A 17,193-nucleotide genomic window follows, 5' to 3' on the forward strand; every position below is an offset into this window, starting at 1 on the left:
CTCACAGCCATTTGGGTATCCGCATTAAATCGGTTAAGATAAGAAACTTACCTTATTTTAACCATTCTTAATGACCAATAAAGAAAAAACCACCCATTTTGGCTTTCAGTCCGTTGCCTGGCATGAAAAAGAACAAAAAGTTGGCGCCGTCTTTCAGTCAGTTGCCCACAATTATGACCTGGTGAACAATGTGATGTCCATGGGTGTTCATCATCTTTGGAAGCGGTTCGCCATTGAACTGAGCCAGGTACGGCCAGGCCATCTGGTGCTCGACCTTGCAGGGGGCAGTGGGGATTTGACGCGTCTGCTTTGCCAGAAGACAGGCCCGCAGGGAAAAGTTTTTCTTGCCGATATCAATGCAGCCATGTTGGCAGTAGGGCGGGACCGCCTGCTTGATGAGGGTTTATTTTCCAATGTGGAGTTTATCCAGGCTAACGCCCAAAGCCTGCCTTTCGCAAGCAACAGTTTTCATTGTATTACCATGGGCTTTGGTTTGCGTAATGTGACTGATAAAAGCGAGGCACTCCGCTCCATGTATCGTGTCTGTAAACCTGGCGGCAAACTGCTGATTCTGGAATTTTCTCAGCCAACATTTCCCGGGCTAAAACCTCTTTATGATTGGTATTCATTCAATATCCTCCCTAAACTGGGGCAATTATTTGCCCAAGATTCAGCCAGTTATCAATACCTTGCCGAATCCATTCGCATGCACCCTCCCCAGGAGGAACTTAAAACGATGGTTGAAAAGGCAGGTTTTGAGGATTGTCATTACCACAACCTAAGTGGCGGCATCGTTGCTTTGCATATCGCTTATAAGTATTGAGAGTATTATGATAAAAAAATATTCATTAAAAGCGCTGCAACAAGCCATTAACCATGCCCTTGCACTTGATGAGTCAAGCGCTGGAAAAATGGCAGCCCTGCAGGGAAAGGTGCTTGAAATTATTATCGCCCCCCTTGGCGTCAATTTTTTTATTCACTTTGATGAACGACAAATGAAATTATTAGCCGATTATGAAGGACATCCTGATACCACTATTCACAGCAGTCCCCTTGGCTTAATCCGCCTGAGTTTTTTGCCCGCATCCCAGGCACGCTCTTTATTTAATGACAAAATCAGACTGTCAGGTGACATCGAATTAGGGCAGCAAGTCAAAAAACTCTTTGATGAACTGGATATTGATTGGGAGGGTCATCTGGCTCATTTTACCGGGGATGTAGTGGCCTATCAATTAGGCTCCTTTGTACGTCAAGGCTTAACTTTTAAAAAACAATTCGGCGATTCACTACGACATAATCTCACTGATTATTTACAGGAAGAGCTGGCTCTCTTCCCTTCTGGCGAAGAAATGAATGATTTTTTTAATGACATCGACCAGTTATCGCTTGATGTCGAGCGTTTATATGCCCACTTTAACCAATTGAAAGCACAGCATGAAATCAATTAAGCAGTTACTGCGACTTCTCCGTATCAATGTGATTCTGGCAAGAAACGGCCTTGACCAGTTAATTGTCTCCATCCGTCTTTTTTCTCCATTTCGCTTTGTAGTGTATTTAAATCCCTGGAGCTGGTTCCGTAAGGAGAAATTAACCCGTGGTGAAGCATTACGGAAAACCCTGGAGGAATTAGGGCCCATTTTTGTCAAATTCGGCCAGGCGCTATCAACGCGACCGGATATTCTGCCTGCAGATATTGCCCTGGAACTGTGCAAATTACAGGATAACGTTCCCCCTTTTGCCAGCGAAAAAGCATTAGCCATATTTGAACAAGCCTTTGGACATTCTGCCTATGAAGTTTTTGCAAAATTTGACCCCATCCCCCTTGCCTCTGCATCCATGGCTCAGGTCCATGCCGCTACATTGAAAACAGGCGAGGATGTCGTCGTGAAAATCCTGCGTCCCAACATGCACAAAATTATCGAGCAGGATTTAAGCATCATGCACACCATTGCAAACCTTGCCGATCGCTATTGGGCAGAAGGCAGGCGTTTGAAACCCAAAGAAATTGTACGTGAATTTGAGCACAATTTATTTAATGAGCTTGATTTGCAGCGCGAGGCTGCCAACGCAGCCCAATTACGGCGAAATTTTTGCAACTCCCCATTACTCTATATCCCCGAGGTTTATTGGGATTACACTCGAGAAAATATCATGGTCATGGAGCGCATCCATGGCATCCCCATTTCAAATATCACTACCTTGAAAGAATACCAGGTAGACATTAAAAAACTGGCTGAGCGGGGGGTGGAAATCTTTTTCACCCAGGTATTCAGAGACTGTTTTTTTCATGCGGATATGCATCCTGGGAATATTTTTGTATCGCTTGAGCACCCCCAGGATCCTCAGTATATCTGTATTGATTTCGGCATAATCGGAACTTTGAATGATAACGATAAACGCTATCTGGCAGAAAATTTATATGCCTTTTTTAACCGTGATTACCGCCGTGTCGCTCAGCTTCATGTGGAATCAGGCTGGGTGGCCAGAAGTACCCGAATTGAAGAATTTGAAAGCGACATACGGATGGTCTGTGAACCTATTTTTGAAAAACCGTTAAAAGATATTTCCTTTGCCCAGGTAGTAATTCGTCTTTTTCAAGTGGCTCGCCGTTTTCAAATGGAAGTACAACCGCAACTGGTTTTACTCCAGAAAACGCTATTGGCCATCGAGGGTCTTGGGAGACAACTTTATCCTGAACTTGATCTTTGGGCCACAGCAAAACCCTTCCTGGAAAAATGGCTTAAAGAACAAATGGGACCTCGGGCGTTTCTGCGGCGATTGCGCGAAAATTTGCCTTTTATCAGTGAGCAATTACCCTATATGCCGCGACTTCTGAACGACGTGCTGGAACTGAGTAAGGAGCAAAAAACCCTTGCCCTCATACGCGATAAGGAACAAAAAACATTGAATCTTAACAATAGTTGGCTTAAAAATTTAAGTATCGGTATCTTCGCCACCTTGGTAACAGTCAGCATGCTGGATCTCCTCGATCAGGATAAATTAGCGGCCATGGCCTTGTCAGCTGCTATTGTAGGTGGAATATTGTTTTTAATTAACCAACTAAACAGGAGTTAACATGGGGTTAAGCGGAATTAGTCCATTATCACTGCTGCTGATACTGCTGATAGTCATTGCCTTGTTTGGCAGCAACAAATTAAAAAATATCGGTTCTGACATAGGGACTGCAATCAAAAGTTTCCGCCGTGCGATGAACGAGGATGATGACAAAAAATCATGAGCGGAGAGCTGCTGTTAACCTTATTTGTCGCTATCGTTGTTTTTGGCCCCAATAAGTTGCCTATGCTGGCTGAGCATTTAGGCAAGTTATTCCGTCAATTCAATAAATTGAAGCAGCAAGCCACAACCTTTTGGCGAAACCAGCTCAATGAACAGCAATTGCAGGAAAATACTCGCAAAGCCGAAAAAGCCGACGCGCTTTATCAAAATAATGCGAGTACTACAGAATCCCCTTCATCTAATGAATCTTTTCATGCCGGCAAAAAAGACTAGGGTTTGTGGACAATTGGAGCCAGAGCCTACGTTCCGCGCTTTATGCGCGGAATCCAGTCTCAAACCTTGTCAACAGGATGGTTAGTTTCGTGTGGTTTGCGTAGATCCCGCGTATAACCACGGGAAATGAGCAGTTTAGGTTGAAATGTCAACAGACTATGACGTCTGTTCTGATTATCCAAACCGGGATTGCGGCCGGTGGCAATAGGGCGTTTTGTTATGTTTGGCATAATAGTGTTGATGATAATCCTCAGCAGGCCAGAACGTTTGCACTTCGAGCAAACGGGTTGCAACATCATAGCCTCGCGCCTTTAACGTTTGAATCAAAGACTCAGCCTCTTCACGTTGATTGTCATCATAATAAAATACCACGCTCTTGTATTGGTGCCCTATATCAGGCCCCTGACCGGCACGCTGGGTGGGATCGTGAATCTCAAAAAAGCGCTTCAGAACCGCTTGATAATCTGTTTCTTCGACATTATATATAACTCTTGCAACCTCATAATGACCGGTATTTCCCTGACAAACCTGCTCATAGCTAGGTTTAAGGATCATCCCCCCGGAATAACCGACCTCCACCTTCAAAACGCCTGGCATCTGGCTTAAAAAATGCTCTACTCCCCAGAAACAGCCCCCGGCAACTATCGCTTCTTCTGTATCCAACACATCACTATCAGGTACAAAATCCAGAGCTTCAGAGTTCACACAATGACGAAGATTCTTATGCGTGAAGTGCTCACCAACAAACACATGTCCTAAATGAGCATCACAGCGCCGACAAACAATTTCTGTTCGCAGGCCATCTTTGTCCAGAAGCGAAAGAACAGCCTGCACTATATCATCATCAAAACTTGGCCAGCCGCAACCTGAATGAAACTGGCTTTTAGCCCTGAATAACGCAAGACCGCAACGCCGACAAAGGTAACTTCCTTTTACAGCTACAGTATTATACTTGCCGGTATGAGGGTATTCCGTCGCCTTATCACAGATAATGCGCCTGGCAGCAGGGGTCAGACTTGCGATTTTATCAAGATAGTCACTCATCAATACTCCGGTGATAAAAATTACCCTGATGGCGCATCCGGCCTCAGGGTAATTAGCGCGCCAGCGGACTGGTTATTTACGATTACAGATTTGATCAGCCATATAGCCAATCGCGCCCGCATAATAAATAGAATTATTATAGCGCAGAATCATCTTGTAATTGGGGAATGCCAAAAATACCGGTCCGCCGTAAGGCTGTATAATACTGGCTTGCAGATCCTGGTACGGCAGAGGCTGCCCCTTTTCAGTACGAACACCCATCGCATTCCATTCGCTGACTGGCTTGGTAGTTGATTTTCCTTCAAGCTTCATGTCAAAATTAGACGGTAATTTAACCTGGATAGCCCAAGGCTGCCCCGTTTGCCAACCGTTCTTTTTCATATAATTGGCAATAGAGGCAAAAACATCCGGCTTGGATGTCCAAATGTCCTTTCGACCGTCTCCATCATAATCTACAGCAAACTGCATCCAGCTGGACGGCAGGAATTGAGGCTGTCCTGAAGCGCCTGCCCATTCACCTTTAAAACGCGCCAGAGAGACATGGCCATCATTAAGAATACGCAATGCCAGGAACAGTTGCTTGCGAAAGAAATCCCGGCGATTAGAATCATAGGCCAACGTTGCCAGGGATTTAATCACGGGGAAGTTACCCATATAAGAGCCATAGCTGCTTTCCATTCCCCAAAAGGACACAATAAAACAGGGGTCAACACCAAATTGGTTGCCAATTTCCTCTAATAGTGCCTTGTTTGCCGCATAATTCTTACGCCCCATAGCAATACGATACTTATCAGCCCTGGAATGAAGATACTTGTTAAAGGTCAGTCGATGCTCCGGTTGTGAGCGTGCCAAACCCTTCACCTGGCGGCTGGGTTCACGGATGTCTGCAAACGCTTCATCAAATACACCAGCGGATATACCCTGATCCAATGCTTCCCGCCTTACTTCTGCAACCCAGCTGTTCCAACTCTGCTGACTCGCTATGGTAATCTGCGACGAGAGTAGCAGTACTCCCATGACAATAACAGCCCACCAGTTTTTCATAACCTTCCCCTTTTTTAATTGTCGAGTACAACAAACTTTCTCTATGCATCGGCGAATAAACCGCGGCACTTTAATTTTGATAACCTTATTCAAGCAGAAATCATGCCGTCATCAGGGTAATAGCGCAACCACCCATTATTTGCAAAATGCAGTTTAGCTAAATTTTTATTATTAGTTTGTACTATCCTTATAGTTATCTTCAGTAAATTAGCAATGTCTTCGAGGCCAAGGATAAAGGCTATGAGAAAAACCAAAAATAAAGCACCCATTGAAGAAAAAGCCGTCAGCTCCCAAATGGAACCCAATACTCTCCATTGTCAAATCTGCAAAACACCAAACACATCGGAAGAATTAGACGAACTTTTTAATTTGCTGGATAAATCTTATCAGGCTGCAATTGCCAAATTAACCGCAGGAATTAGTCCGGCCGCCTTAGCTACCGCCTATTTTTCCTGGCTGTCACAATCAGCACTTTGCCCCGGGCATCTATTGGAACTTGTCTTATATCCCCTCTTTCATGCTCAGGATTGTACTACCAAATTATTATGCCACACACGTCCTGGGGACGGCAGGGATGTCCGCTTCCACACTGAAAGCTGGCAGGCATGGCCCTGGGAAATTTACGCTGAAAATTTCCTGCAGTTTGAGGATTGGTGGCGAAGAGCCACAACCGGTGTCCCAGGCGTGCCAAGTCACGTGGAACGTACCGTTTCATTCTGCGCACGCCAGATTCTTGATGCCCTCTCGCCTTCCAATTTTGTTTTGACTAATCCCGATTTATTTGCAGAAACGATTAATAGCTATGGGCTTAATTTATTTCATGGCACCAAATTAGCCATTCAGGATAAATTGGAACGCTTGTTTAACATCCCTCCCGCAGGCGTGGAAAATTTTATCCCTGGCAAACAGGTCGCTGTTACGCCGGGAAAAGTGGTATTCCGCAATCATTTAATTGAGTTGCTTCAATATGAACCCCAAACAAAAACTGTTTATAAGGAACCCGTACTAATCCTGCCTGCATGGATTATGAAATATTATATCCTTGACTTATCGCCGCATAATTCGCTAGTAAAATGGCTGGTATCCAAGGGACATACTGTCTTTATCGTTTCCTGGCGCAACCCCACCAGTAAAGATCGCAATATGGGGATGGATGACTACCATCGTCTGGGCACCATGGCAGCTATTGATGCGGTTTCTACCATCATTCCCGAAACCAGGATAAACCTGATGGGTTATTGTCTTGGTGGCACTTTGGCGATGATTTCCGCAGCAGCCATGGCCCGGGAAAATGATAACCGTCTTAACAGCCTTTCCCTGCTGGCAGCCCAGGGCGACTTCAGTGAAGCGGGTGAACTGATGCTTTTTATTACCGAAAGCGAAATCACTTTCCTTAAACAGATGATGTGGGAAAAAGGCTATCTTGATACCAAACAAATGGCCGGATCATTCCAGATGCTTCGCTCCTATGATCTTATTTGGTCAAAAATGATCCACGACTATATGAGCGGTCAGCAGCGCGGGATGATTGATTTGCTCGCCTGGAATGCTGATGCCACCCGCATGCCTTATAAGATGCACAGCGAATACCTTGAGCAACTATTCTTAAACAATGATTTTGCCTCAGGGCGTTTTGCCATAGAAGGCAAACACATTGTGGCAGAAAATATTCACCTGCCAACCTTTGCGGTAAGCACCGCAAAAGATCACGTTGCCCCCTGGCGTTCTGTTTATAAGATCCATTTAATGATGAATAATGACATTACTTTTGTATTAACCTCTGGAGGCCACAATGCCGGAATAGTCAGCGAACCAGGCCATAAAGGGCGATTCTACCTTATCCGCGAACGTAAAAAGGATACTACCTATATAAATGCCGATGACTGGATTGAAATGGCAGACAGGAAGAATGGTTCCTGGTGGCGCGCCTGGCATAAGTGGCTAATCCAACATTCTTCGCAAAAGCGGGTTCCGGCACGTAAGCTGGAGCCATCACTGCCTTCCGCTCCAGGAACGTATGTTTTACAGAAATAACCGACGTCTATTAGGGCATGTCCTCAATTAAAGCCTATTTTTTAGGCATTTGCTGCATATATACAGCTCATTAAGTTATCTAACTTTTCAGTTTGCATGTCATTCCCGCGCAGGCGGGAATCTATGCCCTTGAGTAACCCCTTACGTTGCTACGAAGATGGATCCCCGCCTGCGCGGGGATGACAAAGGGTGCTCATAATTGTATCTTAAATTGAGGACACGCCCTAAACAGTTACTTTCTACTGATCTATAATAAAATTATCAGCAAATCACCGGATGATGATCATGGTAAAATGCAAATTAAGTCCAGTCGCCTTGGGATTGAGTTTAGGAATTCTTTGGGGTATTTCAGTATTCATTATGGGTTTGATAGCTTCCTACTATGCTTATGGGCAACCTTTTGTTGAAGCTCTGGGGGCTTTATACATAGGTTATGCGCCAACGATTCTAGGTAGTTTTATCGGTGGCCTGATTGCATTTGTAGATGCCTTTATCAGCGGGGTTATCCTTGCCTGGCTTTATAATTTCTTTGCCGGCTGCTGTGGGAAAAAAGGGTAGCCTCATAGCCGATAACATTAAACAAAGAAAGCCTATAGTATTCTCGCACCTGTAAATGTGGGTGCCGAGCTATCATTTTCAATGAATGTGCAGGCCTGTTTAAAAGTTTCCTGCTCTAGAAGTGTTTTGGTGTTGCAATAACTGCTGTAAGCCAGCTTTTCATAAGCACTCAGATCACAGGCATTGGCATGATTGCCAAGCTGTGTCCATGACCAAATGGCTACCCACCACTCAACAACCGGTTTATAGAGTTCAACCCAAGCGGATATCGCCTCATTTTCATGGCCAAAATAACTCCTGATTAAAATGCTTTCCTGCTCCTTTGATAATTCTGCCAATCTGATAAGTGTAACCAAATCCCCTACAAGAAAATCATTATTCGCTGAATATTCCCAATCAAGTAATTTCACCTCATCTTCTTGCTTTTTCCCTGTGAAAACGGGAGCTATTAAAAAATTCTCCGGCGTCGTATCATTATGACAGGGCTGCATCTCAATCTTGTAACGATTGACCAGCGCCTGCAATTGCTTCATCGTCGTTTCGATAAGTTCGACTTCCGCAGGCAAAATCTGAGCATGACTCTCTTTTAATTTTTTCAATAATGTTTCATTACGAGAAAACATATTGACGGTATTCTGAAAAGGAGCAGACTGATGTAAGCGCTTCAGCACGACAGCAACCCCTTGAAGGATCATTGGGTTTCTCTGTAACTCTTTGGTAAGCGTCCTGTTATTTTCAAGATAGCGGCTTAACTGAAGCCCGTCTTCAGGGTCAAAAAAATCAATTGTAACATTCAGGCTAAGTGCTTGCGCCTGTTTTGCATTATATGCCTCATCTCCCCTGTTAATAAATATTGAAGAACCCTGGCCTGGGACACGCAATACCCAGTGGTCTTCTATTACGTCCACTTTACCCTGATTTATTTTTATTCTATTAATGCCTATTTTAAATGTGCGATTGGTCATTCCTCCCGACATCGGCTGAATATCCATTTGTCCAAGATGACGACGGGCTATTTGAGGGATGCGTTGCAAGGTTGGCAGCAGAGAGAGATTAGATTTAGTCTTTTGAACCACCGACTGCCAGGCTTTATTAACCAGAGAAAAATTTTTGATATCAGATTCAGCAAATGCAAAACTGAGAATATAAATACACAGGGGCTCAGGAAGCGCTTTATCCTGACCAAAAAACTTTAGTTTCATTGTCAATTCCTCCCTGACACTTAAGCAATTAATTGCTGCTTTAATGAGTTGCCATCTTAACAGAATTAGGTTGCAGTACGAGCCTTAAAATAAGGCCATAGAGAGGAATAAACGACACAAGGCTTATTAATAATTTAAAAGCCAGATCTACCGTAGCAATTTCCAGCCAATGACTACTCAAAAAAGGATTACTGCTATGATAAAAAGCGATAAAGAAGAAGCAATAGGTATCAAAGAAATTACCAACTACATTGGACACGCCAGGAGCAACCCACCAATTTTGCTGCTTTCGCAGCCTCTGGAAGATAGTAATATCCAGCAATTGTCCTGAGACATAGGCTAAAAAACTGGCTAGTGCAATGCGCAGAAGCACTGGATTATAGCTGAATAAATCGCTTTGGGCATACCAGTTTGAAATAAGATAAGAACAAAGAAAAGCAGGCAGCATAGCAAGAAAAACCGTTTTTCTTGCCTGCGCCTGTCCCGACAGCCTTGCCGTTAAATCCGTTAGAATGAAAATTAATGGATAGCTTAAAGCTCCCCAGGTAGTATGAAAGCCTGCAATGGTAAAAGGGTATTGAACAAGCGTATTGGATAAGCCAATAATGACCATATGGGCCAATACCAGAAACAGGGTTTTATTAAATGCCGGCAAAAGGTTTATCCCTCATTTTAAACACTCGATATCCAGCCATAGGGAAGCAGATAATCTAATTGTGCGTGAATTATATTACAAAATCTTGACGTTCAGTTACAATTTATAGCAATAAAGACTGTTAACATTTAAAGTAGATGAATAAAAATAATAAGAATACGTGGGTAAGCATGGCTAATTTGCTGTTAAACCTTGTCATCATTAATCTGTTCTTTAGCTTTAACCTAAGGGCTGGCGGTATGCATACACTCAACTCTCAAGTCAGTCATTACATTGAAAGCAGCTGGGATAAACTGACACGTAATGATAAAAACTGGTATGAATCGAACATCGATACCAAATTGCCTGGTGCAAAATTTATCGTTTATCTGCCTGCAGGAGAAGACATTTCTCGGGTTAGGGCCGATGCTGCCACAAACCTTTCTCCACAAAAACTACAAGCACTCGAATTCCGCTATTTACCCAGGGATATCAGTAAAATTGATGAGCACGGCTTGCTTTACCTGCCTCATCCTTATGTGGTTCCCGGAGGGCGCTTTAATGAAATGTATGGTTGGGATAGTTATTTTATTGAACTAGGTTTGCTGCAGAACAATCGACTGGCACTTGCCCGAAACATGGTAGATAACATTATCTATGAAATCAATAATTACGGCATGGTTCTTAATGCAAACCGCACCTATTATCTGGAGCGCTCCCATCCTCCGCTGTTAACAGCAATGATAATGGCCTATTATCAGAAATCCACGGATAAACACTGGTTGAAAGCCACGCTGCCAGCGATTGATAAATTATATAAACACTGGACAACTCCCCCTCACCTGATACCTGAAATCGGCTTATCACGCTATCATGCAGGCGGAAAGGGCGCCACACCAGAGGAATCTCCCGATTATTACGCCAAAGCGCTTGATTACTTTAAAACACAAGTTATTACAGACTATGATAAAAGTCTTTATTACGATGAACAGGCTAACCAGTTAACGGAATTATTCTACATCGCTGATCGCAGCGTTCGAGAATCAGGACTGGATATTACTGCCAAATATGGCCCATTCAGCGCTGCAATTCTCGATTATGCCCCGGTCGACTTGAATGTATTTCTCTGCAGAATGGAGCAAGATGCCAGTGAGATTCATACCATTTTAGGAAATCCCAAAGCAGCCGCCATCTGGGCCAAGCGCGCCAAAAAGCGCGCCGACTTGATTAACCGCTATTTATGGGATGAACAATCAGGTTACTATTATGACTATAATTTTAAAACGCATCGTTTGAAGCCCTATGTTTATGCCACCACTTTTTACCCCTTGTGGGCAGGTGTGGCCTCCAGGAAACAAGCAGCTGCAGTCGCCAACCATTTGCCTGAGCTGTTAATGAAAGGAGGGTTGGTCACCAGCACCAACCACCCCGGATTGCAATGGGACGCCCCCTTTGGTTGGGCTCCAATGCAATATTTTGCCGTTTCTGGATTAAACAACTATGGCTATAAGAAAGAAGCCATCGAGATTGCCCAGCGGTTTATCAATACCGTTAACAAAGGCTATCAGCAAAGCAATACCATTTTTGAAAAATATGACGTTGAAAAACAGAGTGCGCTTACCACCGACAAAATAAAATTCAGCTATTCAACCAACGAAATGGGCTTTGGCTGGACAAATGGTGTTTATTTAACCTTCATTGACTTTATTCAAACGGCCGGATAGCAATGAATCAACTGCCCCCAGGTAACTTAGGCCTGATAAAATATAGCTGTTTTTATTTGACAATCTATTGATAATACGAGGATTTTATTACATCCTATTCCAAAGTATTTTTTGAAGCAGGATGCGGATGATTAAATTTAAAAACAGGGAGATCAGATGCCGGATTTTTTTGATAAAGTAAAAAATGCAGTATCCATAAAAGCGCCCTATACTTCATCGTCTGGCCACCGAAATGCCCAACGAAGCAATGCAGTAGCCGAGGTAGTAGGAGAGGGGGTTGAATCATTTAATCCCGCTGCCCTGATACCGAGCAAGTTCGCACAAAGCTTAATCTCTCTTCATGGGGTATTCCGCAGCGACACTCACGCCAGTGAAAAGGGAATCCATTGCCTGCAGTTTTCCATCGCAGCTGCCCATACAGGATTATTAATCGCCAGTTTGTTTTTACGAAGCGGCGCCTGTGATGATTTAAATAAAGAATTATGTATGGCCATTTTCCTTATGAATCTCCTATATAAAGGGACGCTGTTAGTCGGCTGGATACCCAGTGAAATGTCAAAAGACTCCCAAGCGCAGGCAGCAGCAACCGACAATGAAAAAGAACCCCCATCAGAGCGAGGCTCTCTCAGCGTCTAATCCTGATAAACCGATAACTTATTGGCCCTGAAAATCTGCAACGCCATTAGCCTCCATATCAAGAGGAACATTTGCTTGACAATTCATGGCTAAATTTGTGGTGGCCTATCGAAGAGGAAGAAAGTATGCGTTTACTGATCTTACTCACTGCGCAGAGAAACGATAGGCTCCAGTATGGCCGCACGTTTTGCGGGATAAAAACCAAAAAAGATACCGGTTGCAAGGGATACCGTAAAACCGGCAAGTAATGGACTCCATAACATGAGGAAAGGCCAGTCGCTGAAATAAGCCACCGCCCAGGTAAAAATCAAACCTGAAACCATACCGAGAACCCCACCCAAAAGCGACAACAGGACAGACTCTACAAGAAAAAGCAGCTGTATTTCACTATTTTTGGCTCCAACTGCCTTGCGTATGCCAATTTCTTTTTTACGCTCACTGACAGACACCAGCATCACATTCATCACCCCAATGCCCCCCACCAGCAAGGAGATGCTGCCAATCACAGCCAACAGCAGGGTAAAAATTTTCCCCTGACTTTCCATGCTGGCTATAATTTGCTTTGCGCTGCGAGAAAAAACCGATAATTTGGGCGCCTGAATCTGAACAATTTGCCTGATTTGCTCGATAACTTCATCAATCGCACTGTCTTCCTTTAATTGAAAGATTGCATTATTGATTTTATTATCCTTATCGAGCAATATCCCTCCTGCAATAGGGATTATCACCGCCTGATTGATATCCTCATTAAAAAATCCATTTTCTTTCCACGGCCTGGCAACGCCAATAATGGTATACAACGCCTGTCCTATCCGCAGTTGTTTGCCGACAGGATTAACCAAACTAACTTCCTGTAACTGACGGGCAAGACCGTCTCCGATAACACAAAAATGCTCAAAGGACTCGACAAAGGATACAAAATGCCCCGCAGCAAGCTCAATATGAATAATTTTTGCCAACGACTCATCCGCACCAATAACTGCCCCCTGTAAACTCCTACCCTCAAAGCTCATTGGCTGATAAATAGTGCTATAAGGGGCAACTTGCTTAACCGCAGAAACCCGGGCAGCAATCTGCCGCCATAAATCAAGCGAGAGCTTATCTTCCCCACGGCTTGAATTGCCTGGCGATTTTTGATAAACCGACACAGCGAGCAGATCAGTACCCAGCGCCTTAAATTGCTGTAATGCCTTTTCCGTTGCCAGCTGTCCGCAACTGATTAAGGCCACGACGGCCGCTGTGCCCACCAAAATTCCCAAAACAGCCAGGCAGGACCTTAGCTTTGCGGCGGCCAAATTAACCAAGGCTTGCTGAAAATGATTAAACAGGGTCATTGGCAATGCTCAGCAATCGCTTCACCATCAACCAACATAATACGACGATTGCATTGAAGGGCTATCTGCTCATCGTGGGTAATCATGATAATCGTGCGCCCTTCCTGATGTAAGGCATGAAACAATTTCATTACCTCTGAACCTGTACGCGAATCAAGAGAACCAGTAGGCTCATCAGCGAGGATAACGCTGGGCTCTCCCACCAGCGCCCGGGCAATAGCTATACGCTGTTGCTGCCCTCCCGATAATTGAGCAGGGCGTCGCTCGGCAAAATCAGCCATACCCACACGAGAGAGAGCCGCCATCACCCGCTCCTGGATTGCCAGGGGCTGCATCTGGCGATAGGTCAATGGTAAAGCGACGTTCTGTTTTACACTGAACCGTGGTAATAAATTGAACTGTTGAAAGACAAAACCGATACATTGATTACGCAAAACAGCCAGCTCATCTGCGCTTAAGTCCGCCACATTCCGTTGTTTTAACCAATAATCGCCATCGTCTGCCTTATCCAACAAGCCCATAATATTCATCAAGGTTGATTTACCTGAACCGGAAGTACCCACAATAGCCAGAAACTCACCTTCGCGCACAGTTAAGGAAATGTGCCTTAATACATGGGAGCTTACGCCTCCCAAGTGATAGGTTTTGCTTATATTGCTGAGACTTATCAGCGATTTATTCATCATAGGCAACAATATCTCCGGATTTAAGCCCTGAAATAACAACCACCTTGTCAGCCTGTGCAGTGCCTGTAGAAATAGTTCTGTTACTCAATGAACCATTCTTGGCTCTTAATTTGACCACACTCTTGCCTTTCTCCTGTTTGACAGCAGCAATTGGAATCATCAATTGATTATCCTCATCAATTGATATGGCAATAGAAGCACTCATACCTACTTTAACCCAGGCTCTTTGCTGCTCGGTTAAGTGCCTTACTTCAACAATGGCACTGAAAGAAGGCAGGCCGCCCGAACCTGTACTGGAAGCCTGGGCATTAACAGCAATCAACTCACCCTTAAGCATCAACTTGCCCAACGCAACGCCGGTAATCACCGCAGGCATTCCTGCATGAATCTTATCGATATCCACCTCGGGCACATCAATTTCTACGCTAACGCCACTAAGATCGCCGACTAAAGCAACAACCTGTCCGGCTTTGACTGCTGAACCGACATTGATTTTTGCCGACTTATCATCACCTGATCTGGGAGGATAAAGCAGTACACCGTCTGCCGGTGCCTTGAGGTGAATCAAATGATGATTAGTCGCCAAAGCCTGTCTTACTTTATCAAACTCGGCAATTGTTAAAGCAGACAGATTTTGCCCTGATTCATCTTCCGTTTTTTCTAAAATTTCACTGAGTTTACGGGTTGCCTGCATTAAAGTGACACGAGCAATATCCAGGCTTGATTTTTCACTCAAGTAATTGTTTTTCGATAACAACCCTGCATCCCAAAGCTCCTGTGTCCCTGTAAATTTGGCCTTGGCAACGGTGTAATTATCCTTCGCTTTCAAGTAGTCAGTCAGCGTATCATTGTATTGCTTTTGCAGCTCATTTGAGCTCAGCGTCATGATTACATCGGCTTTTTTCACCCGCTGTCCGTAATGATAATGCATGGTTTCCACCACTGCATCCACCGGACTGGTCAACGCATTTTCATGCAAGGGCTGAATAGAGCCAGTAAAAAACAGGGTCTTTTTTAAAGGCTCTGATTTAACAACATAGGTTCGCTGTTCATTTTTTTTCTGAGGATCCCCGCCACAAGCGACAAGCAAACCAAGAAGCAGGCTTAAGGCCAATAAATTTAATCTGTTTTTCATCCACCGTACCTGAGTTTGATTTGCCAGTAGTCCAGAGTCGTTCCCAAAAGACGCTGTAGAGCTGACAATTGGTTAAGATAAGCTATTTTTGCGCTGATTAAACCTATTTGTGCCTGGATCAATTGATTTTGCGTATTGTTAACATCCAGCGCGCTGGCGATGCCTGCTTCCAGTTTCTTTTTTTCTAATGAATAAGATTGCGCTGCCAATTTTACTTGTTTTTGTGCCAACTGATAACGTTTAGCCAAACTTTCAATGGTGTAGATGATATTGGTAATTTCTGTTTCCAATGCCCGTTTGACTGCAATCAGATTGAGCCTGTCCTTCTCCAATCTGACTTTGGCAGCAATCAATTGATTACGTCGGCCGATATCATTGATAGGAATGGTCAGGGTTAAACGTGCTGATTCGGTTAGATTCCGGCCACTATAAATATTACGCAAACCATTAGTGCCATCGATATCAATCACCTTGCCACTTTGCACATTGGCGCCAACATCAAGTTGCCAAAGCTGCTGATTTTTTGCCACCTTGTAAGCCCGCTCATCAGCGCGTAAAGCCATTTTTTGTGCCAGATACTGGCTATTATGATTAAAGGCTATATCAATGGACTCCTTAAGATCAGGAACTACAATGCTATCAACCACGACATCACTGGGAACTGACAAGCGCATTTTGGGATCAAGTCCAATAGTCTGCAGCAAGGTTTGAGCAGTGGTTTTAAAATCATTTTCTGCCTGCTCCACCATCAGACTTAATGATTCAATCTGGTAGGATTGCTGGATATTGGCCGTAGGTTCAAGCTGGCCTGCTTCGATTTTCTTCTCATTTGTCTCAAACGTTTTTTGCGCCTCTTTCAATTGCAGGCGCTGCGTTTGCAGGTTATTACCGCTCAATATCAAAGCCCGGTAAGTCACGATAACTTGTGTCACCTGATCGATAACGGATTGCTGCAGGTTGAGCTTGTTAAGCCATTCATTATCAATAGCATCCAATAATCCGGCCTCATTCACCTCCTGGCCAAAACCGCGCAATAAAGGCTGGGTAATTGAGAAATTCAGTACCGGCGTATAACTGTTATAATTGGAAACATTATTATCAAGGTTAAGGGAAATTTGCGACCCCCACTTGGTCTTGTAATCAATTTCAGGTGTTGCCAGGACACTGGTATTCGACGCACGACCTATCCCACTAAAACGGCTTCTCTCCGCCACAGCTGAACCGGCCAAAGCATATTGCAACTCAAATTCATTATGTGCCAGACGCAATTGGTAACGCTGAATGATGCGATCCAATTCCGCATTTTGAATATTAGCGTTGTAGCGCAGGGCGAGCAATATCGCTTCCCGCAAGGTTAGCTGTTGGGGTTTCTTAGGAACCGCTCCAGGGGCAATTGGCAAGTCCACCCAGCCATAAAGCATATATTCAGGATCCTTAATTGCCTGCTGCAAGCGCCCTGCTGCCTCGCTAACCCGTAATGTTTCCTCATGAGGTTGCTCCAGCCAACGATAAAGGGACGTTGCTGGCTTGGCCGGTTTAACCGGCAGAGCCAATGCAAAATGACTGATAAAACCAGTGCTCAAAACAAGGGCAAGCAATCGCTTAAGCCACCCATGCATTAGAAATGAAAACAACCTTAGACCTTGAAATTC

17 protein-coding genes are annotated in these 17,193 nt (G+C 44.2%); 9 read left to right on the forward strand and 8 right to left on the reverse strand.

The window, feature by feature from the left end:
* Positions 1-70 precede the first annotated feature (70 nt).
* Genes ubiE through E1O65_RS03400 form a run of 5 tightly spaced genes read left to right on the forward strand, consistent with a single transcriptional unit; the run spans position 71 to position 3,510 of the window.
* Positions 71-823: a bifunctional demethylmenaquinone methyltransferase/2-methoxy-6-polyprenyl-1,4-benzoquinol methylase UbiE gene (ubiE, locus tag E1O65_RS03380; protein WP_133132187.1), complete on the forward strand. Its 753-nt coding sequence runs from the start codon at positions 71-73 to the stop codon at positions 821-823.
* Between the two features lie 7 nt (positions 824-830).
* Positions 831-1,448 (forward strand): SCP2 sterol-binding domain-containing protein, encoded by a 618-nt coding sequence (locus E1O65_RS03385; protein WP_133132188.1) that lies wholly within the window; start codon positions 831-833, stop codon positions 1,446-1,448.
* Complete coding sequence (ubiB, locus tag E1O65_RS03390) at positions 1,435-3,075, forward strand: ubiquinone biosynthesis regulatory protein kinase UbiB (protein ID WP_133132189.1); 1,641 nt, start codon at positions 1,435-1,437, stop codon at positions 3,073-3,075. The genes E1O65_RS03385 and ubiB overlap by 14 nt, the downstream gene beginning before the upstream one ends.
* A gap of 1 nt (position 3,076) precedes the next feature.
* The gene (tatA, locus tag E1O65_RS03395; protein ID WP_133132190.1) at positions 3,077-3,238 is read left to right on the forward strand and encodes a twin-arginine translocase TatA/TatE family subunit; all 162 of its coding nucleotides are present in this window, start codon (positions 3,077-3,079) and stop codon (positions 3,236-3,238) included.
* Complete coding sequence (locus E1O65_RS03400) at positions 3,232-3,510, forward strand: twin-arginine translocase TatA/TatE family subunit (RefSeq protein ID WP_133132191.1); 279 nt, start codon at positions 3,232-3,234, stop codon at positions 3,508-3,510. The genes tatA and E1O65_RS03400 overlap by 7 nt, the downstream gene beginning before the upstream one ends.
* A 174-nt stretch (positions 3,511-3,684) precedes the next feature.
* On the opposite strand, the gene E1O65_RS03405 is transcribed toward E1O65_RS03400, so the two are convergent.
* Together E1O65_RS03405 and E1O65_RS03410 are read right to left on the reverse strand one after the other, a co-directional pair.
* Positions 3,685-4,554, reverse strand: coding sequence for a bifunctional methionine sulfoxide reductase B/A protein (locus tag E1O65_RS03405; RefSeq protein ID WP_133132192.1), 870 nt, complete (start codon positions 4,552-4,554; stop codon positions 3,685-3,687).
* Positions 4,555-4,626: 72 nt separating this feature from the next.
* Entirely contained in the window at positions 4,627-5,598 is a 972-nt protein-coding gene (locus E1O65_RS03410; protein WP_133132193.1) for a lytic murein transglycosylase, read from the reverse strand.
* A 240-nt stretch (positions 5,599-5,838) separates the two neighbouring features.
* On the opposite strand from E1O65_RS03410, the gene E1O65_RS03415 reads away from it, so the two are divergent.
* Positions 5,839-7,632 carry an alpha/beta fold hydrolase gene (locus E1O65_RS03415; protein WP_133132194.1) on the forward strand — a complete coding sequence of 598 codons (1,794 nt, stop codon included), beginning with the start codon at positions 5,839-5,841 and terminating at the stop codon, positions 7,630-7,632.
* Between the two features lie 285 nt (positions 7,633-7,917).
* Complete coding sequence (locus E1O65_RS03420; protein ID WP_133132195.1) at positions 7,918-8,190, forward strand: bacteriophage holin; 273 nt, start codon at positions 7,918-7,920, stop codon at positions 8,188-8,190.
* Between the two features lie 32 nt (positions 8,191-8,222).
* Here the strand turns inward: E1O65_RS03420 and E1O65_RS03425 are convergent, their stop codons facing one another.
* Both E1O65_RS03425 and E1O65_RS03430 read right to left on the reverse strand, forming a co-directional pair.
* Complete coding sequence (locus E1O65_RS03425; RefSeq protein WP_133132196.1) at positions 8,223-9,392, reverse strand: choline/ethanolamine kinase family protein; 1,170 nt, start codon at positions 9,390-9,392, stop codon at positions 8,223-8,225.
* Between the two features lie 40 nt (positions 9,393-9,432).
* Entirely contained in the window at positions 9,433-10,047 is a 615-nt protein-coding gene (locus E1O65_RS03430) for a 7-cyano-7-deazaguanine/7-aminomethyl-7-deazaguanine transporter (protein WP_242601525.1), read from the reverse strand.
* A gap of 239 nt (positions 10,048-10,286) precedes the next feature.
* Here E1O65_RS03430 and E1O65_RS03435 point away from each other — a divergent pair, with 239 nt between their 5' ends.
* Together E1O65_RS03435 and E1O65_RS03440 are read left to right on the forward strand one after the other, a co-directional pair.
* Positions 10,287-11,750 (forward strand): alpha,alpha-trehalase, encoded by a 1,464-nt coding sequence (locus tag E1O65_RS03435; protein ID WP_242601526.1) that lies wholly within the window; start codon positions 10,287-10,289, stop codon positions 11,748-11,750.
* Between the two features lie 156 nt (positions 11,751-11,906).
* A complete protein-coding gene (locus E1O65_RS03440; RefSeq protein WP_207384222.1) occupies positions 11,907-12,386 on the forward strand; it encodes a hypothetical protein in 480 nt (159 codons plus the stop codon).
* A 140-nt stretch (positions 12,387-12,526) separates the two neighbouring features.
* Here E1O65_RS03440 and E1O65_RS03445 read toward each other — a convergent pair whose 3' ends face one another.
* Genes E1O65_RS03445 through E1O65_RS03460 form a run of 4 tightly spaced genes read right to left on the reverse strand, consistent with a single transcriptional unit; the run spans position 12,527 to position 17,160 of the window.
* Complete coding sequence (locus E1O65_RS03445; RefSeq protein WP_133132198.1) at positions 12,527-13,720, reverse strand: ABC transporter permease; 1,194 nt, start codon at positions 13,718-13,720, stop codon at positions 12,527-12,529.
* Positions 13,717-14,406: an ABC transporter ATP-binding protein gene (locus E1O65_RS03450; protein ID WP_133132199.1), complete on the reverse strand. Its 690-nt coding sequence runs from the start codon at positions 14,404-14,406 to the stop codon at positions 13,717-13,719. The genes E1O65_RS03445 and E1O65_RS03450 overlap by 4 nt, the downstream gene beginning before the upstream one ends.
* Positions 14,396-15,541: an efflux RND transporter periplasmic adaptor subunit gene (locus E1O65_RS03455; protein ID WP_133132200.1), complete on the reverse strand. Its 1,146-nt coding sequence runs from the start codon at positions 15,539-15,541 to the stop codon at positions 14,396-14,398. The genes E1O65_RS03450 and E1O65_RS03455 overlap by 11 nt, the downstream gene beginning before the upstream one ends.
* Positions 15,538-17,160 (reverse strand): TolC family protein, encoded by a 1,623-nt coding sequence (locus E1O65_RS03460; RefSeq protein WP_133132201.1) that lies wholly within the window; start codon positions 17,158-17,160, stop codon positions 15,538-15,540. Before E1O65_RS03460 ends, E1O65_RS03455 begins: the two co-directional genes overlap by 4 nt.
* Positions 17,161-17,193 lie beyond the last annotated feature (33 nt).

The organism is Legionella sp. W10-070 (assembly GCF_900640175.1).
Lineage (GTDB): Bacteria > Pseudomonadota > Gammaproteobacteria > Legionellales > Legionellaceae > Tatlockia.